The organism is Polaromonas sp. P4_F9 (assembly GCF_056401235.1).
Window position 1 is genome coordinate 123,546 of the sequence record NZ_JBFUJT010000003.1, and the last position, 22,139, is coordinate 145,684.

At 60.8% G+C, this 22,139-nt stretch carries 19 protein-coding genes and 2 tRNA genes; 14 read left to right on the top strand and 7 right to left on the bottom strand.

What is annotated here, in order from left to right:
- Positions 1 to 7 precede the first annotated feature (7 nt).
- The 14 genes from drmC (at position 8) to AC1DUB_RS04305 (ending at position 13,397) form a co-directional block, all read left to right on the top strand.
- On the top strand, positions 8 to 757 hold the full coding sequence (gene drmC, locus AC1DUB_RS04240) for a DISARM system phospholipase D-like protein DrmC (protein ID WP_477728450.1): 750 nt from the start codon (positions 8 to 10) through the stop codon (positions 755 to 757).
- Between the two features lie 470 nt (positions 758 to 1,227).
- Complete coding sequence (locus AC1DUB_RS04245) at positions 1,228 to 3,213, top strand: conjugal transfer protein TraG (RefSeq protein WP_477728451.1); 1,986 nt, start codon at positions 1,228 to 1,230, stop codon at positions 3,211 to 3,213.
- Positions 3,210 to 3,692 (top strand): CopG family transcriptional regulator, encoded by a 483-nt coding sequence (locus AC1DUB_RS04250; RefSeq protein ID WP_477728452.1) that lies wholly within the window; start codon positions 3,210 to 3,212, stop codon positions 3,690 to 3,692. Before AC1DUB_RS04245 ends, AC1DUB_RS04250 begins: the two co-directional genes overlap by 4 nt.
- The gene (gene trbB, locus AC1DUB_RS04255; protein WP_477728453.1) at positions 3,689 to 4,705 is read left to right on the top strand and encodes a P-type conjugative transfer ATPase TrbB; all 1,017 of its coding nucleotides are present in this window, start codon (positions 3,689 to 3,691) and stop codon (positions 4,703 to 4,705) included. Before AC1DUB_RS04250 ends, trbB begins: the two co-directional genes overlap by 4 nt.
- Positions 4,706 to 4,761: 56 nt before the next feature.
- A complete protein-coding gene (locus AC1DUB_RS04260; RefSeq protein WP_477728535.1) occupies positions 4,762 to 5,061 on the top strand; it encodes a TrbC/VirB2 family type IV secretion system protein in 300 nt (99 codons plus the stop codon).
- Positions 5,058 to 5,330, top strand: coding sequence for a VirB3 family type IV secretion system protein (locus AC1DUB_RS04265; protein WP_300060117.1), 273 nt, complete (start codon positions 5,058 to 5,060; stop codon positions 5,328 to 5,330). Before AC1DUB_RS04260 ends, AC1DUB_RS04265 begins: the two co-directional genes overlap by 4 nt.
- 10 nt (positions 5,331 to 5,340) lie before the next feature.
- Positions 5,341 to 7,779, top strand: a complete 2,439-nt coding sequence (gene trbE / locus AC1DUB_RS04270; RefSeq protein WP_477728454.1) for a conjugal transfer protein TrbE — start codon at positions 5,341 to 5,343, stop codon at positions 7,777 to 7,779.
- Positions 7,776 to 8,504: a P-type conjugative transfer protein TrbJ gene (trbJ, locus tag AC1DUB_RS04275; RefSeq protein WP_477728455.1), complete on the top strand. Its 729-nt coding sequence runs from the start codon at positions 7,776 to 7,778 to the stop codon at positions 8,502 to 8,504. The genes trbE and trbJ overlap by 4 nt, the downstream gene beginning before the upstream one ends.
- A 10-nt stretch (positions 8,505 to 8,514) precedes the next feature.
- Entirely contained in the window at positions 8,515 to 8,766 is a 252-nt protein-coding gene (locus AC1DUB_RS04280; RefSeq protein WP_477728456.1) for an EexN family lipoprotein, read from the top strand.
- A 3-nt stretch (positions 8,767 to 8,769) separates the two neighbouring features.
- The gene (gene trbL / locus AC1DUB_RS04285) at positions 8,770 to 10,125 is read left to right on the top strand and encodes a P-type conjugative transfer protein TrbL (protein ID WP_477728457.1); all 1,356 of its coding nucleotides are present in this window, start codon (positions 8,770 to 8,772) and stop codon (positions 10,123 to 10,125) included.
- A 38-nt stretch (positions 10,126 to 10,163) separates the two neighbouring features.
- Complete coding sequence (gene trbF, locus AC1DUB_RS04290; RefSeq protein ID WP_477728458.1) at positions 10,164 to 10,871, top strand: conjugal transfer protein TrbF; 708 nt, start codon at positions 10,164 to 10,166, stop codon at positions 10,869 to 10,871.
- Positions 10,868 to 11,878, top strand: a complete 1,011-nt coding sequence (gene trbG, locus AC1DUB_RS04295; protein WP_477728459.1) for a P-type conjugative transfer protein TrbG — start codon at positions 10,868 to 10,870, stop codon at positions 11,876 to 11,878. The genes trbF and trbG overlap by 4 nt, the downstream gene beginning before the upstream one ends.
- A gap of 2 nt (positions 11,879 to 11,880) precedes the next feature.
- Positions 11,881 to 13,134, top strand: coding sequence for a TraB/TrbI/VirB10 family type IV secretion system protein (locus AC1DUB_RS04300; RefSeq protein ID WP_477728460.1), 1,254 nt, complete (start codon positions 11,881 to 11,883; stop codon positions 13,132 to 13,134).
- Entirely contained in the window at positions 13,131 to 13,397 is a 267-nt protein-coding gene (locus tag AC1DUB_RS04305; RefSeq protein WP_477728461.1) for a DUF2274 domain-containing protein, read from the top strand. Before AC1DUB_RS04300 ends, AC1DUB_RS04305 begins: the two co-directional genes overlap by 4 nt.
- Before the next feature lie 47 nt (positions 13,398 to 13,444).
- On the opposite strand, the gene AC1DUB_RS04310 is transcribed toward AC1DUB_RS04305, so the two are convergent.
- The 7 genes from AC1DUB_RS04310 to tig form a co-directional block, all read right to left on the bottom strand.
- Complete coding sequence (locus tag AC1DUB_RS04310; protein ID WP_477728462.1) at positions 13,445 to 14,923, bottom strand: hypothetical protein; 1,479 nt, start codon at positions 14,921 to 14,923, stop codon at positions 13,445 to 13,447.
- An 812-nt stretch (positions 14,924 to 15,735) separates the two neighbouring features.
- Positions 15,736 to 15,809: transfer RNA gene (locus AC1DUB_RS04315), tRNA-Cys, on the bottom strand.
- Positions 15,810 to 15,921: 112 nt separating this feature from the next.
- Positions 15,922 to 15,997, bottom strand: a tRNA-Gly gene (locus AC1DUB_RS04320).
- A gap of 74 nt (positions 15,998 to 16,071) precedes the next feature.
- Complete coding sequence (lon, locus tag AC1DUB_RS04325; protein ID WP_477717062.1) at positions 16,072 to 18,501, bottom strand: endopeptidase La; 2,430 nt, start codon at positions 18,499 to 18,501, stop codon at positions 16,072 to 16,074.
- Positions 18,502 to 18,616: 115 nt separating this feature from the next.
- A complete protein-coding gene (clpX, locus tag AC1DUB_RS04330; protein ID WP_477717063.1) occupies positions 18,617 to 19,882 on the bottom strand; it encodes an ATP-dependent Clp protease ATP-binding subunit ClpX in 1,266 nt (421 codons plus the stop codon).
- Between the two features lie 136 nt (positions 19,883 to 20,018).
- On the bottom strand, positions 20,019 to 20,675 hold the full coding sequence (clpP, locus tag AC1DUB_RS04335) for an ATP-dependent Clp endopeptidase proteolytic subunit ClpP (RefSeq protein ID WP_477717064.1): 657 nt from the start codon (positions 20,673 to 20,675) through the stop codon (positions 20,019 to 20,021).
- Positions 20,676 to 20,778: 103 nt separating this feature from the next.
- The gene (gene tig, locus AC1DUB_RS04340; protein WP_477717065.1) at positions 20,779 to 22,089 is read right to left on the bottom strand and encodes a trigger factor; all 1,311 of its coding nucleotides are present in this window, start codon (positions 22,087 to 22,089) and stop codon (positions 20,779 to 20,781) included.
- Between the last annotated feature and the right edge of the window lie 50 nt (positions 22,090 to 22,139).

Sequence of the window (22,139 nt, forward strand, 5' to 3'; positions counted from 1 at the left end):
GAAACTCTTGGATGCTATTGCAGCCGTAGTCTTTTTGGTTTCTCCTGATAAGGTCCAAGCGATTGCTGCGCGAGTTCGCCGGACCGAAGCCAATAAAGCCGCTACGGCACTCGCTGGTGTCGTCGGGACACCGGTAGCTTCAGGAGTGATCGATCAACTTATCCAAGCCTGGCGCTCCACCTCGGTCAGTGCTGAAGAACTCGCGTCAATGCTGCTCGCAGCCGTTCATGTTTTTACAAAGGCATCGAACGAACAGTCCACCGAACTCGTCTGGACCGGGCCGACAACACCCTTCGTTGCAGCTCGTCGAACGGAACAGGCGCTTCTGCAAGTGATCAATGTCGCCAATTCAGCATTGTTCATCACGAGTTTCGTCGCTTACGACGTCTCCTCAATTGTGAAAGCATTGAATGCAGCGTGCGAACGAGGCGTGGTTATTTCCATGTTGCTGGAATCTTCCCAGGACCACGGTGGAAGCATCAACATTGATGTGATCGGAAAGATGCGCACGCTTGTCCCAACGGCCCAACTCTATGCCTGGCGCGAAAAGGCCGATGCATTTTCCGACGGTCGAGTACATGCAAAAGTCGCTGTGGCTGACGGTAGCACGTGCTTTATTACCAGTGCGAATCTGACCAGGTACGCGATGGACAAGAACATGGAGGCTGGAGTGCTCATCTCAGGAGGACGCATTCCGAAATTACTATACGAGCACTTACGTTCCCTCGTTGACACGAAAATTGTCGCTCCAGTTTGACAGCGCTGCACTTGAACGGTTTTTTTATACTTTCAGGTAGGCGGCGACCTCCTTAAATGTAACGATTTCTCCATTCTTGTCGATTATCGTTTCATCCGTAGTGGTGGCCTACGGTATCAATCTTATAGCGGGCTTGCGTCATACAAGCAGCATATGACGATTCAACGGCGGCGACAGGCCGTACGTCAAATGGTTACTACGGACGCGGGTTCGACCGTGAAAATGCCACGAGATAGGCTTCACGATTCGTGCCTGCGACAGAAATAATCATCGTTGTACTCCCCTCTTAGCCGACCCTCGCCGGAGCAGGTTTTTCCATACTCGCGGCGCCCCCAAACTCGTGATGTCTAAAGCGGTGCCGCATCGGTGCCGCTTCGAACCTTGACGACAGGCCGATCCTGAGTCGCGAGTAACGCGCTGATGGCACATCGAAATGGGTTGAATCGAATAATCACAAGAGGGGATGCGGCATGGTGCCGACCGGCGTACTGACTGGCCAGATCATGATGGTCTTCGCCACCGTATTGCTGGGGCTATGGAGTGCAACCCAGTGGACGGCGGCTGCACTGGGATACCAGATGCGCCTCGGCGCGCCATGGTTCGACCTGCTGGGCACACCCATCTATCACCCGTGGCGGCTGTTCGAGTGGTGGTATTTCTTCGATGCCTATGCGCCCGACATCTTCCTGCGCGGCGGTGCCATCGCAGCGTGCAGCGGCTTCGCCGGTGCCATGGTGGCCATCACCATGGCGGTGTGGCGCGCCCGGCAATCCAAGCTGGTCACGACCTACGGTTCGGCGCGCTGGGCGCTGCCCGCTGAAATCCGCCGTTCCGGGCTGACCGGCCCTGCCGGCGTTTTCCTGGGCCGCAAAGATGGCGACTACCTACGTCACGAGGGTCCCGAGCATGTGATGGCCTTCGCGCCGACCCGTTCCGGCAAGGGTGTCGGCCTGGTGGTGCCGACGCTACTTTCGTGGCCCGGCTCCGCCGTGATCCACGACATCAAGGGCGAGAACTGGACCTTGACCGCCGGTTGGCGCTCACGCTTCTCGCATTGCCTGCTGTTCAACCCGACCGACGCACGCTCGGCTGCGTACAACCCGCTGCTCGAAGTGCGGCGCGGCATGCACGAAGTACGCGACGTGCAGAACATCGCCGACATCCTGGTCGATCCCGAAGGCGCGCTGGAGCGGCGCAATCATTGGGAGAAAACTTCGCACGCACTGCTGGTCGGCGCGATCCTGCATGTGCTCTATGCCGGCGAAGACAAAACGCTGCGCGGCGTCGCCAATTTTCTGTCCGATCCGGCCTGCCCGTTCGAGGTGACGCTGCACCGGATGATGACGACACGGCACCTGGGCGAAACGACGCACCCGGTTGTCGCATCGGCGGCGCGCGAGGTGCTCAATAAGAGCGACAACGAACGCTCCGGCGTGCTGTCCACCGCGATGAGTTTCTTGGGCCTGTACCGCGATCCCACCGTGGCCGAAGTCACCTCACGCTGCGACTGGCGCATCGCCGACTTGATTGATGCCGACCACCCGGTGTCGCTGTACCTGGTGGTACCGCCCTCGGACATCAGCCGCACCAAGCCGTTGATCCGCCTGATTCTCAATCAGATCGGCCGACGCCTGACCGAATCACTCGATGGCTCGGACGGCATTGCCCGCCGCCACAAGTTGCTGCTGATGCTCGACGAGTTCCCGGCACTGGGTCGGCTCGACTTCTTCGAGTCCGCCCTGGCCTTCATGGCCGGCTACGGCCTGCGTGCCTTTCTGATCGCCCAGTCCTTGAATCAGATCGACAAGGCCTACGGCCAAAACCATTCGATCCTCGACAACTGCCATGTGCGGATCGCGTTCGCCACCAACGACGAACGCACGGCCAAACGTATTTCGGAAGCACTGGGCACGGCAACCGAATTGCGCGCGCAGCGCAACTACGCGGGCCATCGGTTGGCCCCGTGGCTCGGTCACTTGATGGTATCGCGGCAAGAGACGGCACGACCGCTGCTCACGCCCGGCGAGATCATGCAACTGCCACCCGACGACGAAGTGGTGATGGTGTCCGGCCATCCACCGATCAAGGCGCAAAAAATCCGCTACTACCTGGATGCGAATTTCAAGACGCGCATGCAGGCACCGCCGCCATTGCAACTCGGGCACTACGCCGATGCCCCGCCACCGCGGCCGGACGACTGGGCCGGACTGGCGATACCCGCCGCACCGATTCTCGGCTTGGTCCTCGCCGCACACGGCGAGACCATCGACGACGGTGGCCACCAGCAGCAGCCGGAACTGGCCGAAGTCGTGTTCACGCCAGAGCGCGAACACGCAGCGGACGACCTGGGTCTACTTGATGACGACGACTTGCCGTTGCCCACCCAACTCGATCCACGCCTGCAACGAACGGCGCGGCTGGCCGCCCTTGACCCTGATGACGGAATATCCCTATGAGCCGCACACGTCTGAACCTTTTCATCGAGCACGAGCACGCCAAGCGGCTTGACGAGCTGGCGACCATGAAGGGCTTGTCCAAGTCTTCGATTATTGCCGCCGCACTGGCCTCGTTCCTGTCACCCGACTCCGGCGACCAGCGCGAAGCGGCCATCGCCAAGCGGCTGGATCGCTTGTCTCGCCAGCTCGACAAACTGGAGCGGGATCAGAACATCCTGATCGAGACGCTGGCGCTCTACGTGCGCTACTTCCTGACCGTCAGCACCCCAGTGCCGGAAGCGCATCAGGAAGCAGCACGCGCTCAGGGCCGCGCACGCTTCGAGCAGTTTGTCGAACAGCTCGGTCGGCATCTACTGCGCGGGCGCAGCCTGGTCAAGGACGTGGTCGAGGAAATCCAGCCCGACCCTAGCCAGTTCTTCGGTCAGCAGGAGAAGCCCAACGGAACCGCCGCTGCCGATGAAGCGGGAGCGGCACCATGAGCAGCCCGCCGCGCGATCAAGGCTTGTCGGCCTCGCTGGCACTGGATCGCCGCGTGCGCATGCTGCGCACGGCGATGGGGCCGGACATCGCCAAGGCATTGAACGACCCCGACGTGGTGGAAGTCATGCTCAACCCCGACGGTTCGCTGTGGATCGATCGGTTGAGCAGTGGGCGCGAACCGCTGGGTGTCAGCCTCACGCCCGCCGACGGCGAACGCATCATCCGACTGGTCGCCGCCCATGTGCGTGCCGAAGTGCATGCGGGCAAGCCGCTGTTATCCGCCGAACTGCCCGAAACGGGCGAACGCTTCGAAGGCGCGCTGCCGCCCGTGGCGCCGGCGCCGATCTTCGCGCTGCGCAAGCGCGCGATCAACGTGATCCGGCTCGACGCCTACGTGGCCGACGGCATCCTGACCGAGGCGCAAGCGGCCTTCCTGCGGACAGCCGTGCGCGAGCGCCAAAACATCCTGATCGCGGGCGGCACCAGCACCGGCAAGACCACGCTGGCCAATGCCCTACTCGACGAGATCGCGGCCACCGACGACCGCGTGATCGTGCTCGAAGACACGGTGGAGCTGCAATGCACGGCACGCGACCACGTCCCGCTGCGCACCCGTGCCGGTGTCGTGACCATGGCCGAGCTGGTGCGTTCGACCCTGCGCCTGCGGCCGGACCGCATCGTCGTGGGCGAAGTGCGCGGCGCCGAAGCGCTCGACCTGCTCAAGGCGTGGGGCACCGGCCACCCAGGAGGCATCGCGACCGTCCATGCCGGTTCCGCCGCGGGCGCGTTGCTGCGGCTGGAACAACTGATTCTTGAAGTCGCCGTGACCGCACCACGCGCCCTGATCGCCGAGGCCGTGAACGTCATCGTCTACATCGCCGGTCGCGGCCATGCGCGCCGCGTGCAGGAAATCGCCCGCGTCACCGGCTTCGACAGTCACGGCTACCAGCTCAGCACGGAGCTGATGCCTTCCTTCCCCTCACTTTCATCAATTCCCGGAGAACCGTCATGACACCTTCGCACACTTCCGTAAATCCGCTTCTGCACAACGCTCGGCTTCAGGTCGGCATGCAGATCATCGTCATGGCGGCGCTGCTGCTGTGCGTGGTGCTGCCCGCGCATGCGGCGGGTTCAAACATGCCGTGGGAGGCACCGCTGCAATCGGTGCTGGAGTCCATCCAGGGGCCGGTGGCCCGCATCATCGCGGTGATCATCATCATTACCACCGGCCTGACGCTGGCGTTCGGCGACACCAGCGGTGGCTTCCGCAAGCTGGTGCAGATCGTCTTCGGCCTGTCGATCGCGTTCGCTGCGTCCTCGTTCTTCCTGACCTTCTTCAGCTTCGCCGGCGGAGCGGTAATCGCATGAACGCGCTGCCTGCTGACGCACCTGGCTTTGAAGTGCCGCTGCACCGTTCGTTGACCGAACCCATTTTGCTGGGCGGCGCACCACGCACGGTAGCGATTGCCAACGGCACGCTGGCCGCTGCGGTCGGTCTCGGGTTGCAACTCTGGCTCCCCGGTCTTGCGCTGTGGATCGTCGGCCACTCGTTGGCGGTCTGGGGCGCGCGCTTGGACGCGCAGTTCATGGCGGTTTTCGCTCGACACATCAAGCACCGCATGCTGTTGGACGTATGAGGCAAAGACCATGATGCACCTTGCCGAATACCGCAAACGCCCCGCCCTGCTGGCAGACTGGTTGCCCTGGGCTGGACTGGTCGCGCCGGGTGTCGTACTCAACAAGGACGGCTCGTTCCAGCGCACGGCGCGGTTTCGCGGGCCGGACCTGGACAGCGCGACACAGGGCGAACTGATCGCCACGTCGGCGCGATTGAACAACGCGCTGCGTCGGCTGGGGTCGGGCTGGGCGCTGTTCGTGGAAGCCGAACGGCGCGAAGCGGCGGACTACCCGGAGTCGGTGTTTCCCGAGCCACTGTCGTGGCTGGTCGATGAAGAGCGCCGCGCCGTTTTTGAGGAAGCCGATAGCCACTTCGAGAGCACGTACCACCTGACGCTGCTCTATCTGCCGCCCGAGGAATCAACGGCCCGAGCAGCCAAGCTGCTGTACGAGAACACCAAGGTCGAAGGCGTGGATTGGCGCGAACGGCTGGAGGGCTTCGTGTCGGAGACCGAACGCTTCTTCGGTTTGCTCGAAGGCGTGATGCCGGAGATCGCCTGGCTCGACGATGGTCAGACCTTGACTTACCTGCATGCCTGCGTGTCCACGCGCCGCCATTCGGTGGCCGTGCCCGAAGTGCCGATGCACCTTGATGCGCTGCTGACCGACGAACCGCTGACGGGCGGGCTTGCACCGATGCTCGGGAGCCAACACCTGCGCGTGGTGTCAGTGCGTGGTTTTCCGACCTCGACCTGGCCCGGCTTGCTCGACGACCTCAACCGCCTTGGTTTTGCCTACCGCTGGAGCACGCGCTTCCTGTGCCTGGACAAGGCCGAGGCGGAAAAGGAACTGACGCGGCTGCGCCGCCAGTGGTTCGCCAAGCGCAAGAACATCGTCGCGCTGCTGCGCGAAACTATCTTTCAACAAGAAAGCCCGCTGGTGGATTCCGATGCCTCGAACAAGGCAGCGGATGCCGACGCCGCTTTGCAGGAGCTGGGCAGTGACCAGGTGTCATTCGGCTACGTCACCGCAACCGTGACGGTACTCGATACCGATGCGACGGCCGCCGACGAGAAGTTGCGCGCAGTGGAGCGGACTATCCAGGGCCGCGGCTTTGTGACGATCCCCGAAACCTTGAACGCGGTCGATGCCTGGCTGTCGTCGATTCCGGGACACGCCTACGCCAACGTGCGCCAGCCCATAGTCTCAACTTTGAATCTGGCCCACATGATGCCGGTGTCGGCAGTGTGGGCCGGTCAAGAGCGCAATGCGCATCTTGACGGCCCACCGTTGATCGTGACCCGCACCGATGGCGCGACGCCGTTCCGGCTGGTCACGCACATCGGAGACGTGGGCAACACGCTGGTGGTCGGCCCCATCGGCATGGGCAAGTCGGTACTGCTGGCCACTTTGGCCATGCAGTTCCGCCGCTATGCCGGTTCGCGCATCTTCGCGTTTGACATGGGGCGTTCGATTCGCGCCACCGTGCTCGGGCTCGGTGGCGAACACTACGACCTGGGCGCAGATGGTGCTATCGCCTTCCAGCCGCTGGCCCGCATCGATCAGGACAGCTACCGCGCCTGGGCGGCCGAGTGGGTCGAAGGACGTTTGATTCACGAAGGCGTGGCCGTTGGGCCAGACGTGAAGGACGCTGTGTGGTCGGCACTGAACAGTCTCGCCAGCGCGCCGCTCGATCAGCGCACCATGACCGGCTTGTCTGTGCTGCTGCAATCGAACGCGCTGCGGCAAGCCTTGCAACCCTATGTGCTGGGTGGTGCGCACGGCAAGCTGCTCGATGCCGACCATGACCGGCTGGGTTTCGCCGACGTGCAAGCGTTCGAGATGGAAGAACTGATGCACAGCAAGGCGGCTGCGCTGGCCGTGCTGCGCTACCTGTTCGCGCGCTTCGAGGAACGCCTTGACGGCGCCCCAACACTGTTGATCCTGGATGAGGCATGGCTGTTCCTCGATGACCCGGTGTTCGCCGCGCGCATTCGCCAGTGGCTGAAGACGCTGCGCAAGAAGAACGTGTCGGTAATCTTCGCCACGCAATCGCTGGCGGACATCAAAGATTCCAGTATTGCGCCAGCCATCATCGAGAGCTGCGTGAACCGCATTTTCTTGCCCAATCCGCAGGCAACCGAGCCGCAGATTCGCTCAATCTACGAAGGCTTCGGCCTCAATGCGCGGCAGATCGATATCGTGGCAACCGCCCAGCCCAAGCGCGATTACTACTACCAGTCGCGGCTCGGCAACCGGGTCTTCGACCTGGGGCTTGGGCCGGTGGCGCTGGCATTTGCCGGTGCAGCCAAGCCCGAAGACCAACGCGCTATCGACACCGTTTCCGCGTCGGTGCCGCCTGCGGACTTCGCAGCCACCTGGCTGCGCCATCGCGGCCTTGACTGGGCCGCAGACCTGATCCCCTCTTACCCGTCGTCCCCCTTCACACCCCAGGAGAAGCAGCCATGAAGAAAACCTTGCTTGCCATTGCCGCCGCCGTTCTCGTGACTGCCATGCCGACTGCGCAAGCGCAGTGGGTCGTGATCGATCCGACCAATCTCGTGCAGAACATCATGACGGCCGCCCGAGCGTTGGAGCAGATCAACAACCAGATCAAGCAGCTTCAGAACGAGGCGCAGATGCTGATGAACGACGCCAAGAATCTGACCAGTCTGAATTTCAGCGCGCTTAATCAGCTACGTGCAGCGCTGTCTGCGACGAACCAGCTCATTCAACAGGCGCAAGGGCTGGCTTTCAATGTGTCGCAAATGGAAGCCGAGTTCACGCGACTCTATCCCGGTGCCTACTCAGCCTCCACCTCGGGTAGCCAGATGGCAACCGACGCCCGCACGCGCTGGCGCAACTCGTTGGAGGCGCTGCGCACCGCGACCAAAGTGCAGTCACAAGCAGTACAGAACTTTGCATCCGACGAACAGACCTTGACGGACCTCGTGAACCGCAGCCAGTCGGCCGTTGGCGCGCTGCAGGCCACGCAGGCGACGAACCAATTGCTGGCGCTGCAATCCCGCCAAGCCATCCAGGCGCAGCAGCTCCAGATCACGCAGGACCGCGCCGCCGCGCTGGAACAAGCACGGCAGGTAGCAGTCCAAGAGCGGGCGCGCGAAGTGCGTCGGCGCTTTCAGGGCGACGGCACACCCTACACGCCCGCCGCCGTCAACTACTACAACCCATGAGGACTCAACCATGAAAATCATTCTCGCCGTTACCGCCTGCACCCTGCTACTGGCCGCGTGCAGCAAGCCGGCACCCACCGAGTCCGTCGAATCGCTGATGGCCGATCCCGAGCGCCTCAAAGCACTGCGCGCGCAATGCAAGGCCGACCACGACAAGGTCGGCGACGCGCTATGCAAGATGGCGGCCGAGGCCACGCGGCGGCGTTTCATGGGCAGCGGCACACCGTACACGCCTGCCCCACCTTCCGCGCCGAAGGAATAAGCTATGAACGACTTGTCGGTCATCGACCACTTCCTCGATGTCTTCTCGCGCTACATCGACTCGGGTTTCGGGTTGCTGCATGGCGAGGTGGCGTTTCTCACCGCCACGCTGGTGGTGATCGACATGACGCTGGCCGGACTGTTTTGGGCCATGGGCGGCGAAGAGGTAATCGGCAAGCTGCTCAAGAAGACACTGTACGTCGGTGCCTTCGCTTTCATCATCGGCAACTTCAACAATCTGGCAGGCATTCTGTTCCGCTCCTTTGCCGGGCTCGGGCTGGTGGCATCGGGTTCCACGCTGACGCAAGCGCAATTTCTGCGACCGGGTCTACTGGCCAAGGTCGGCGTCGATGCGGCACGGCCCATCATGGCGCAGATCAGCGACATGACCGGCTTTCCGGAAGTGTTCGCGCACCTCGACGTCATCTCGGTGCTGTTCCTCGCCTGGCTGGTGGTGATCGTCAGTTTCTTCGTGTTGGCGGTGCAGCTTTTCGTCACGCTGATCGAATTCAAACTGACCACACTCGCGGGCTTCGTGCTGGTGCCGTTTGCGCTGTGGAACAAGACCTCATTCCTCGCTGAACGGGTGCTTGGCAATGTGGTGTCGTCGGGCATCAAGGTGCTGGTGCTGGCGGTCATTGTGGGCATCGGCACAGGGCTGTTTGCACAGTTTCAGGTGCCGCCCGGTACCGAGCCATCCATCGACCTGGCGCTGACCATCATGCTGGCCTCGCTGGCGATGCTGGGACTGGGGATCTTCGGGCCTGGCATCGCGACCGGGCTGGTGTCGGGCGCACCGCAGCTCGGCGCTGGCGCTGCGGTCGGAACGGCGCTGGGCGTCGCTGGTTTGGCGGTGGCCGGTGGTGCCGCTATCGCAACAGGTGGCGCAGCGGTAGCAGCGGGTGCGCGCATGGTGCCGGGTGCCGCACGCGCGGCCATCGGTGGCGCTGCATCGGCCGGCCGCGCGACCAGCTCAATGGCAAGCGGTGCGAAGTCCGCCTACCAGGCCGGTGCTGCGGCATCGGGTGGTAGCGGTGTTCGCGCTGCTGGCGCGGGTCTCGCCAATGCGGCCAAGAGCGGTGCCGGTGCCGTCGGCCAGCGCGTCGCATCCAGTGCTAAAGCGGTCAAGGACCGCGTAGCGAATTTCGTCGCCGCGGCTGCTGCTGCGCCGACGGCTTCGGCCGGTTCTACCGAATCGGCCGAAGCCAAACCCCCTGCGGCAGAGCCATCTTGGGCCAAACAAWTGCGGCGCAAACAGCAAGCAAGCCGTGCGGTCTCGACGGCGGCACACGCGCTGCGTTCAGGCGACCACGGCGGCAGCGGCGCCAGCCCGAGTCTGCGCGATGAATCCAACTCCTGACTCCAACACCTGACTCGAACCCTTGAGGAGATAAATTCATGCTATTCAAACGACCCCAGGTGCGCTACTCGGAAACGCCCGAACCCGTCACCCCCTACCAAGCTGCCGGGCAGGTCTGGGACCAGCGCATCGGCAGTGCCCGCGTGCAGGCAAAGAACTGGCGACTGATGGCATTCGGCTGCTTGTCGCTGGCACTGCTGATGGCGGGCGGTCTGGTGTGGCGCTCAGCGCAATCCATCGTCACGCCTTATGTGGTGGAAGTGGCCGCCGGCGGCCAGGTGCGCGCGGTTGGCGAAGCGGCCACGCCCTACAAGCCGAACGACGCGCAGATCGCCTACCACCTGGCGCGCTTTCTCACCAACGTGCGCTCGCTGTCGATCGATCCGATCATCGTGCGCCAAAACTGGCTGGAAGCCTACGACTACACGACGGACAAGGGTGCGGCCACGCTGAACGACTATGCACGCACCAACGATCCGTTCGCGCGCATCGGCCAGATCTCGACGGCCGTGGAAATCACCAGTGTGGTTCGCGCCAGCGAATCCTCGTTCCAGGTGCGCTGGATTGAGCGCAACTACACGAACGGTTCGCCCTCGGGCACCGAGCGCTGGACCGCCGTGCTGTCCGTGGTGTTGCAGCCGCCGCGCACCGAAGAGCGATTGCGAAAAAACCCGCTGGGAATCTATATCAACGGCCTGTCCTGGAGCCGTGAACTCGACGCGACCGAAGGAGTAAAGAAACCATGAAAACCAAAATCCGCATTTACGCTTTACCGTTGATCCTGAGTGTCGCCGTGGCATCCGTCACCGGCTGCGCCACGCATGGCAAGCCACCGCCGGACATCACGCTGGATGAATCTGTCGCCGCGCACGCGTTGGCCGAACCGCCCAAACCCATCGAGGTAGTCGAAGTGCCGAAACTGCTGCCGCTGCCCGAGCAGTTGAAGTCCTTGCGGAACGTACCCGAAGACAAAACGGTGGCTGAATCACCCGACGAGAAAACGCGCGTGGCGCGCGCCAATGCCGAAGCGCGCGTGGCACCAAGCCGCGAGGGTTACATCAACGCCATCCAGGTCTGGCCTTATGCGGACGGCGCGCTGTATCAGGTCTACACGAGTCCGGGCCGCGTCACTGTCATCGCCTTGCAGCAGGGCGAAGAACTGGTGACAGTCTCGGCCGGTGACACCGTGCGCTGGATCGTCGGCGACACGGCCAGCGGCGCGGGCGCCAGCCTGCGTGTGAACATCCTTGTGAAACCCACACGCGTGGGTTTGAAGACGAACCTGGTCATCACTACCAATCGCCGCACGTACCTGCTCGAACTGTCTTCGACGCCGCAGGCGTGGATGGCGTCCGCATCGTGGGATTACCCGAAGGACCGCTTACTGGCCTTGCAGAAGCAGGCACAGCAAGGCCAGGCGGCAGCGCCGGTGGACTCGGGCTTGTCGCTGGATCAGATCAAGTTCCGCTACGCGATTTCCGGCGACAGCCCACCGTGGAAGCCGCTGCGCGCCTTCGACGACGGCGAGCGGGTCTACATCCAGTTCCCCGCTGGCATCGCGCAGGGCGAGTTGCCGCCGCTGTTCGTGATCGGGTCGCAGGGCGATGGCCAGCTCGTGAACTACCGCTTCCGTTCGCCGTACTACGTGGTGGATCGGTTGTTCGGTGCGGCCGAGTTGCGGCTGGGTGCGGACAAGGCTGCCGTGGTTCGCATCGAGCGCACCGATGGCGTGAGCACGGCACGGAGGCATTGAGCATGAGCACGCCCGACACACCACCACCAACTGGGCCGAATAAGGCCGACCCGGACACCATGGCTCTGCGCGCTTCGCCGCGCCCGGTAACGCGGCTGAACCGGCGCATGCTGGCCGTCCTTGCGGGAACATTGGGTGCGGTCGTGTTGGGTGGCACGCTGTGGTCGCTGCAATCGCACAAGCGCGAGCGCAACGCTGCCGCCGAGCTGTACAACGTGGATCGCGTCTCTCGTGCCGAGAGTCTCGACCAGTTGCCCAAGGACTATTCCAAGGTGCCGGTGGCTGCCAAGCCGGTACCCGCCTTGGGCGAGCCATTGCCGGGCGACTTGGGTCCAGCCATACTTGCGCAGCGCAATGCGGGAGCGCCCGCGCAGACTGGGCACATTGCGCAGCCAGGTGATGCCGAGGAGGCAGCGCGTTCGGGGGTTTTCTTTCGCAGCGGTGCGGCAAAGGCAGCACCGTCGCCCACTGCGAGTACGGCCATGTCCGAGCCGGTATCGGGCAACCAGCCATTCAATCCGATGGCCCCTGCGGTCGCATCGGCGCAGCCGACCGACCCGACGGCAGTGCAAAACCGGCAGGATCAGAAGCAGGCGTTTGTCGCCAATGGCGGCGACACCGCGACCCGCAATCCGGCCAGCTTGCAACTGCCAGCCTCGCCCTACCAGGTGATGGCGGGCACCATCATTCCGGCAGCGCTGGTAACGGGCATCAACTCCGACTTGCCCGGACAGGTCATCGCCAACGTCACCGAGGCGGTCTACGACACGGCCACCGGTCGCTTCCTGCTGATTCCGCAGGGCTCGCGCCTGATCGGCCGCTACGACAGCCAGGTGTCGTTCGGCCAGCGGCGCGTGTTACTCGTGTGGACGCGGTTGATCCTGCCCGACACATCATCCATTTCGCTCGACCGCCTGCCTGGCATTGATCCGGCAGGTTATGCCGGACTGGAAGATGGCGTCGATTGGCATTGGGATCGCATTCTCGCCGGTGCTGCGTTGTCCACGCTGCTCGGCGTCGGTGCCGAACTGGCTGCGCCTGATCGTGGCGGCAGCGACGGCAAGGTCATCATCGCCACGCGCCAGAGCGCGCAGGACACAGTGAACCAGGTCGGTCAGGAAATCACAAAACGCAACGTGAGCATCCAGCCGACGCTCACTATCCGCCCCGGCTTCCCGATGCGGGTCATGGTGAACAAGGATCTGATCCTGCGGCCGTACCAGCCGCTGTTTTTCCAGAGGGGATCATCGCAATGAGTGTGTCCACCGGCAAGCTGCGGCTGGGGCCGCTGCCCAAGATCGCGACCGTCAAAGTCACCATCGCGCTCACCACCGCGTTGAAGGTCGATTTGGAACGCTACGCCGCGCTGCATGCGCAGACCTACGGCGAGCCGATCGATGCCGCCACGCTGATCCCGCACATGCTCGAAGCGTTCATGGCGCGGGATCGAGGGTTCAAGCGAGCAGCGCGACCGCGTACCGCCGTTGCGCAGAGACATGAAAAAGCCGCCCCTGGTTGAACGCGAGGCGTTCAGACCTCTTCTTGCTCTTCATACGCTTATCGCTGCTATGACGACTGGGCCTTCGACGCTGACTCCTTGGGGCTGGCGTCGATCAGGATGACGTCCTTGCAGGCGGTGAGCTTCAGACGTTTCAGGATGTCCATGACCCGCTGGAGTTCAGAGTCCGAGAAGTGCATGATTACCTTGATTGAGGTCTTCGCGTCGCTGGCCTTCTCGTAGATCTTCACCTGGTGCTGCAGGTTCTTTTCCAATGCCGTGTTCTTGGCGAGCTTGAATTCCACAAGATTCGAGTTCTTCTTGCCCTTCGAAACTTTGAAATCAACCGGCCCACGACCGTTGTTGACCTCGGCATTCAGATCATGGTCGTTGTCGAACCACGTGAGCCTGAACATCACATGCAGGTCAACCTCGCGCTGCACGGGCTTTCCGTTGATGTAGAACAGCCGCTGGCCGCCCTGGTCCTCGATGACATGCTTCAGGTACATCACGCGCTTCATGCTCTGCTCGTATGACGAGTCATAGCTGTAGAACTCTGTGCCCGCCAAATGCTCGCGGACCAATGCCCTGATGTTCTCGACGAACTGAAGCTGCGTCTCCCGCACCTTGGCGTCGGCTGACCGATGCGCCTCGGGGCCGTGCTCTTCCTTCCAACGGATGTAGTAGTCCAGCAGCTCTTGAAACTGCTCTATGGTCCTCAGCGCCGCGGCTCTCTTTTCCTTCTCTTTGGTCCGCTTGTCAATCTGCTTGTAAAAGTGGTCGTTGACCTGGGTTCGAAGCCCCTCATCGGGCAACGACACGCAGATGTCGTGGAACTTGTCCAGCAGGTCGGTTTGGTTGATCCACGCCTCGTCGCGCGTCAGTATCTCCTTCGGTGTCAGGATCACGTAGTCGCCGTTCGCAACGGGCAACTCGAAGTAGCCGGCCTGCCAGCGCTGGGTGTCGTAGGCAAACTGCACGCGCTCGATACGACAGCGCGTTCGCTGTTGCGGCTCAAGGTGCTTAAGGGCAAAGGCCTGCGTGTACTCCAGCAAGAAGCCCTTGATCAGGTTCGTCGTGAAGTCGCTGAGGTGATCACGGCCAACGCCGCCACTCAGCAGACCAAGCTTCTCTAAGTGGCTGCCGTTCGAGATGGTCTCGTTGCCGAAATCCTTGAACACCGATGTCAAGTTGCGCGCGAGGGTACGGGCGAAGTCGGGCCCGAGGCCCGTGCCGACATTGCCGGTCTTGCTGAAACCCAGCCAGTTTTGCTTGACCTCTTTGAAGAGAAGCCACTGCATGATTGAGCCTTCAGTCAGCTCGCCAGCAACAGCGCGGTCACGCAGGAAGCAGAGGTAGGTGATGATCTCGTCGTGCAGACCCTTGTAGACCGCGTTCTCGCTGTCGTACAGCAGAAACGGGTCCACGAACAACGGCAGGTCATTGACGAGCGCGACGTTGAAGGCGCCGTACTCCTCAAGGACCTCGGGCTCCAAGCCAAAGAAATCCGAGAAATAGATCTTCGGTCCCGCGTCTCCCTGCGTCATGAGCCCCCCCAGAGTGCCTGTTATGTAACAGCATCATACGGACCCTCCTCGGCGTCTACCGCCGTGGGGGCCCGCTGTCGGCGCAACTTTCGACTGGCGGCTCTGGCCGATCGCTCGGCCATTTGCTGCCTGATGGCGCAGAGAAGCGAAAGAGCCGTCCCGGTTAAGGACGGCTCTTAAATTGGTGCCCGAGGCCGGAATCGAACCGGCACGACTTGTTAAAGGTCGAGGGATTTTCTTACCACTTCGGCTTTCGCCGCCAGCGTGAACGCTGTTCGTGGTCTGGAGCACGCCTTCACCATAGTCTTTCGACTTTAGGTGCCCGCCGTCTGCTCTCTACACCTTCCCTCGAATCTTTCGATCCGGGGCTTGTCTCGGTGTTGGCTCGGATGCTTGCAGCATCCAGGGCGTTCGCCGAATTTGACGGGCTTCACCTCCGGGGTTTCCCCTGGAGGGCTCAAATTGCTTCAAGTCCCTTGTGTCTACCAATTTCACCACTCGGGCTAGCTTGGCTCGTTGCCGAACCAATGTTTCGCCTAACTACGCCAGGCTTGCTTCAAATGTACCGCTGTCCCGGCTCCTACATGACACCTAGCAGCCGGAGAGCCGTTGGCGCCACTTGCACGAAAGCCCGGGAAACCCGCGCCGTTTCTAGCTCTGCGCCCATATCGCCGATGGGAAAAAGACTTGACAAAGGAGTTTTTAAGTCCGCTGTGTCTACCTATTTCACCACTCAGGCCGAAACGTATCGTCGCAGTTCTGTATTGTCAAACAAAAAAGCCCCGTGACGGGGCTCAATGTTGATGACTGGATGGAGGCGCGGGCCGGAGTCGAACCGACCTACTCGGATTTGCAATCCGGTACATAACCGCTTTGTTACCGCGCCGTGTTTCTATCTGATTCACTCAATCGCCAAAGCCCGGAAGCTTTACCGACTATCGATTACCGAATGTCCCAAAGAAAAAGGACAGCATTTTTAAAGTGCTGCCCTTTTGAATTGGAGCGGGAGAAGAGTCTCGAACTCTCGACCTCAACCTTGGCAAGGTTGCGCTCTACCAACTGAGCTACTCCCGCGATAACAGCCTCAAATTATAGCGTAACTTTTCAGGCTTTTCAATAAATCGAAAAAAGTTTGCTTCTGTTTTGCTTCAATGCTTCACTGTGCCTGCAACTTCGGCAGGTGTAGCGACAGCAGCCGCAGCGGCAACAGCGACTTCTTCATCACTCAGCGGAATGGGCTGACGCTCCAGTGCAACCTGCAGCACCTGGTCTATCCACTTCACGGGCACGATGTTCAGGCCGCTTTTTACATTGTCCGGAATTTCCTGCAGATCCTTGGCATTTTCCTCCGGGATCAATACCGTCTTGATGCCACCGCGCAAGGCGGCAAGCAACTTTTCTTTCAGGCCGCCAATGGCGGTCACCTCACCACGCAAAGTGATCTCACCCGTCATCGCGACATCGCCGCGCACCGGAATACCTGTGAGGGCCGACACAAAGGCGGTTGTCATGGCAGCTCCGGCACTCGGCCCGTCCTTGGGCGTCGCACCGTCCGGCACGTGAATATGGATGTCCCGCTTCTCAAACATCTCATCTTTGATACCCAGCACCCTGGAGCGGCTGCGAACCACCGTACGCGCGGCCTCCACCGATTCCTTCATCACGTCGCCCAACAAGCCAGTACGCGTGATCACGCCTTTGCCGGGCATGAGGGCCGCCTCAATCGTCAGCAAATCGCCACCGACTTCCGTCCAGGCCAGGCCAACCACCTGGCCGACCTGATTCTGCTGTTCGGCACGGCCATAGTCGAATTTGCGCACGCCCAGGAAGTCGTTCAGGTTATCCGGTCCGACCACTACTTTGGCCACCATTTTCTTGAGCTGAATGCCCTTGACCACCTTGCGGCAGATTTTGGAGAGCTCCCGCTCCAGCGAACGCACACCGGCCTCCCGCGTGTAGTAACGCACGATGTCGCGTATGGCCTGCTCCTGCACTTCCAGCTCGCCTTCCTTGACGCCATTGTTCTTGAGCTGCTTGGGCAGCAGATAGCGCATTGCAATGCTGGTTTTCTCGTCTTCCGTGTAGCCCGCAAGCCGGATCACTTCCATGCGGTCCAGCAGGGCCGGAGGAATATTCATCGAGTTCGACGTTGCCACAAACATCACGTCGCTCAGGTCGAAATCGACCTCGACGTAATGATCACCGAAAGTGTGGTTTTGTTCGGGATCGAGCACCTCCAGCAAGGCGCTCGACGGATCACCGCGAAAGTCGGTGCCCAGCTTGTCGATCTCATCCAGCAGAAACAGGGGATTGCGGGTACCCGCCTTGGTCAGGCTTTGCAGCACCTTGCCGGGCAAGGCGCCAATATAGGTACGGCGGTGGCCACGAATCTCCGCCTCATCACGCATGCCGCCCAGAGCCATGCGTACGTATTTGCGCCCCGTCGCTTTGGCGATCGACTGGCCCAGAGAAGTCTTGCCCACGCCAGGAGGGCCCACCAGGCAAAGAATCGGGGCCTTGAGCTTGTCAACCCGCTGCTGCACCGCGAGGTATTCCACAATGCGGTCCTTGACTTTTTCAAGGCCATAGTGGTCTTCATTGAGCACATTCTCGGCGTTGACCAGATCGTGTTTGATCTTGGTCTTTTTGCTCCACGGCAAGCCGGTCAGTACATCGATGTAGGTGCGCACCACCGTCGCTTCAGCCGACATGGGAGACATCAGCTTGAGTTTTTTGAGTTCGCTTTCGGCTTTTTTGCGCGCATCCTGCGGCATCTTGGCCGACTTGATCTTCTTCTCGATCTCTTCGATGTCCGCGCCCTCTTCACCCTCACCCAGTTCTTTCTGGATGGCTTTCACCTGCTCATTGAGGTAAAAATCCCGCTGGTTCTTTTCCATCTGGCGCTTGACACGGCCACGGATTTTTTTGTCCACATTGAGGATGTCCACCTCGCGCTCAAGCTGCTCGTAAAGGTTTTCGAGCCGGGACTTGACGTTGTCGAGATCCAGAATGACCTGCTTGGCATCGAGTTTGAGCGGCAGGTGAGCGGCGATCGTATCGGCCAGCCGACCCGCATCGTCGATGCTGGAAATCGAGGTGAGGATTTCCGGCGGAATTTTCTTGTTGAGTTTGACGTAATGATCAAACTGCTGCATCACGGCGCGGCGCAAGGCTTCAATCTCGCTGCCCTTGTCGCCTACCACCACCACGGTGGGCTCAACAGGGGTGATATTGGCCGTGAAGTGCTGTTCGCCTTCCTCGATCTTATTGACCTTGGCGCGCTGCTGCCCCTCTACCAGGACCTTGACAGTGCCATCTGGCAGCTTGAGCAACTGCAGGATCGTGGCCACACAGCCCACCTCGAACATGTCCTCAACCGAGGGCTCATCCTTGGCTGCGGCCTTTTGGGCCACCAGCATGATGCGGCGTTCAGCTTCCATGGCCGATTCAAGCGCCTTGATGCTCTTGGGCCGACCCACAAACAGCGGAATGACCATGTGGGGAAAGACCACCACGTCCCGCAGAGGCAGAAGTGGCAAATCGATGGGTGTGGAAGGCAATGAAGTTTGTCCGGACATATAAAACCTTAAACGTAAGCCGTGGCGACCAGTTTCATGGCCAGGAGTAGCGTAGTCAACCCAGAAGTGGGGCGCAAGAATTGCTTTTCAAGCCTTGCACCCGCCCCTTTCCGGATCAGGCTTTCTTGGCAGTTTCGCGGTACACGAGCAAGGGTGCCTTGTTTTCCTCGATTGTGGACTCGTCCACCACAACCTTGTCGACATTGCTGGCATTGGGCAAGTCAAACATCGTGTCAATCAGTGACTGTTCAAGGATGGAGCGCAGGCCCCGTGCGCCCGTCTTGCGGGCCAGGGCCTTGCGGGCGATGGCCTTGAGCGCGGAAGGCCGGATTTCCAGGTCCACCCCTTCCATGGAAAGCAGCTTGCTGAACTGCTTGACCACCGCATTTTTCGGTTCGGTCAGGATCTGCACGAGGGCATCTTCAGTGAGTTCCGCCAGAGTCGCCACGACCGGCATGCGGCCCACCAGTTCGGGAATCAGGCCGAACTTGATCAGGTCTTCCGGCTCGACCTCCTTGAACGACTCCGTCAGCGAACGGGCCTTTTTGCTTTTCACGGAGGCGCCAAAGCCAATGCCCGAGGCTTCGGTGCGGTTTTCGATGACCTTTTCCAGGCCGGAGAACGCACCCCCACAGATAAACAGGATATTGGTCGTGTCGACCTGCAGGAAGTCCTGGTTGGGATGCTTGCGCCCGCCCTGTGGTGGCACCGATGCCATGGTGCCTTCAATCAGCTTGAGCAAAGCCTGTTGCACCCCCTCGCCCGACACGTCACGGGTAATGGAAGGGTTGTCGGATTTGCGCGATATCTTGTCGATTTCGTCGATGTAGACGATGCCCTGCTGGGCGCGCTCAACCTCGTAATTGCAGCTCTGCAGCAATTTCTGGATGATGTTTTCAACGTCTTCACCGACATAGCCCGCTTCCGTCAGCGTGGTGGCATCGGCCATGACGAAAGGAACGTTGAGCGTACGTGCCAGCGTTTGGGCCAGCAGGGTCTTGCCTGAACCTGTGGGCCCGATCAGCAAAATATTGCTCTTGGTCAGCTCCACATCGTCTTTTTTGGCCTTGTCCTTGTGGCGCAGGCGTTTGTAGTGGTTGTAGACAGCCACAGCCAGCGTACGCTTGGCGGGCTCCTGGCCAATCACATAGCCGTCCAGTGTCGCCTTGATTTCTGCCGGTGTCGGCAAATCGCTGCGCGTCTCGTGGACATCTTCGCCGGCAGGCAATTCGTCACGGATGATCTCGTTGCAAAGATCGATGCACTCGTCACAGATAAAGACCGAGGGACCAGCGATCAGTTTCTTAACTTCGTGCTGACTCTTGCCGCAGAAAGAGCAGTAAAGAGTCTTTTCGCCGGAGGAGCCTTTTTTCTCGGCCATTGGTGGGTTGCCTTTAAGGATGGCTAGAGGAGCTAGAGGAGTTGGAGGAAGTGTTACCTAATGATAACCAATAAAAAACGGCGTTTTCAGTTACAGAAAACGCCGTTGCTGCAGGGCAGCCTGAAGCTTTCCGGATTCAGGGGCGCTTGGAGATCACCTGGTCAACCAGGCCGTACGCCTTGGCGTCTTCCGCAAACAGGAAATAGTCGCGCTCGGTGTCGCGTTCAATTTTCTCGATCGGCTGGCCGGTGTTGTCCGCCAGGATGCGATTGAGCTGGTCGCGCGTTTTCAGAATGTCACGGGCGTGGATTTCAATGTCGGTCGCCTGGCCCTGCGCACCGCCCGAGGGCTGGTGAATCATCACACGCGAATTGGGCAGCGAAAAGCGCTTGCCCTTGGCACCCGCCGACAGGAGAAATGCCCCCATGCTGGCGGCCATGCCCACGCAGAGCGTCGAGACATCCGGCTTGATGAACTGCATGGTGTCGTAAATGGCCATGCCCGCCGTCACCGAACCACCCGGGGAGTTGATGTAGAAGGAAATGTCCTTGTCAGGATTTTCGCTTTCTAGGAACAGCAGCTGCGCCACCACAAGGTTGGCGGTCTGGTCATTGACCGGACCAACCAGGAAAATGACGCGCTCCTTGAGCAGGCGGGAGTAAATATCGTACGAACGCTCGCCACGCCCGGACTGCTCAATCACCATGGGCACCATGCCCAGGCCTTGCACATCCTGCGCGCCGGCTTGCGGGCCACCATAGGCGCCGCCATAAATGCTGTTTGGGACCATCATGTTTTCTCCAGAGATGTTTGTACTGTACCTAAAATAAATTGGGGCCTGTGCCCCCAACTTCAAGTCAGGCACAAGCCCCAACGTCAGGAGAAATTTCGCCTTATCAGTTCTGACCCATCAGGTCGTCGAACGAGATGGCTTTTTCATTGACCTTGGCTTTCCCAAGGACAAACTCCGTCACGTTGTTTTCAATGACAACGGCTTCCACTTCAGCCATGCGGCGGTTGTCGCCAAGGTACCAGCGCACCACATCCTGGGGTTTTTCATAGCTGGCAGCCAACTCTTCAATGTGGGCCTTGAGTTGCTCGGGTTTGGCCTGCAGGCTGTTGGCGCGAACCAGTTCGGCCACCACCAGGCCCAGGCGCACGCGTTTTTCAGCTTGGGGGCGGAAGACGTCGTCAGGAATTGGCGCCTTGTCGGCATCCTTGATGCCGCGCTGCTTCAGGTCGGCGCGCGCGCCTTCGATCATGCGGTCGACTTCGGCCTGCACGCTGGATTTTGGCAGTTCGAGTTCGGCATTGGCCACCAGTGCGTCCATCACGGCGTTTTTGTTGCGGGCCAGCAAGCGGAACTTGACTTCACGCTCGAGGTTTTTCTTGATGTCGGCGCGCAGGGCTTCCACAGTCCCATCCGCGATGCCCAGCGACTTGGCCAGCGCCTCGTTGACTTCGGGCAGATGAGCTGCTTCGATTTTCTTGACTGTCACCAGAAAGTCAGCCTGCTTGCCGGCAACGTCCTTGCCGTGGTAGTCAGCCGGGAAGTTCAGCGGGAAAGTCTTGCTCTCGCCGCTTTTCATGCCGCGCACGGCATCTTCAAACTCCTTGAGCATCTGGCCTTCACCGACCAGAAACTGGAAATCTTCGGCCTTGCCGCCGGCAAAGGTTTCGCCGTCGATCTTGCCTTCAAAGTCGATGGTGGCGCGGTCGCCATCCTGGGCAGGCGCATCGGCTGCGCGCTGGGCAAACGTGCGGCGCTGCTTGCGCAGGATATCCACGGTCTTGTCGATAGCCGCATCGCTCACTTCAGCGCTGACCTTTTCGACTTCCGCCTGGGTCAGGTCGGCAATCTTGACGTCGGGATAGACCTCGAATACGGCGTCAAATACCAGTTCGCCTTCGGGGGCGCCCTCTTTTTCGCTGATGCGCGGCTGGCCCGCAACACGCAGCTTGGCTTCGTTGGCGGCCACGGCAAACGCTTCGCCCACCTTGTCGTTCATGACTTCGTAATGCACCGAGTAGCCGTAGCGCTGGGCCACCACATTCATGGGCACCTTGCCGGGACGGAAACCGTCCATCTTCACCGTACGGGCCAGGCGCTTGAGGCGCGTATCGACTTCCGACTGGATGGTATTGAGGGGCAGCGTCAGCGTCATTTTGCGCTCGAGCTTTTCAAGGGTTTCAACAGTCACGGCCATGATGGTTTCCTAAAATCAAAAAATATTCAAAACAGGGCTTGCACCTGACA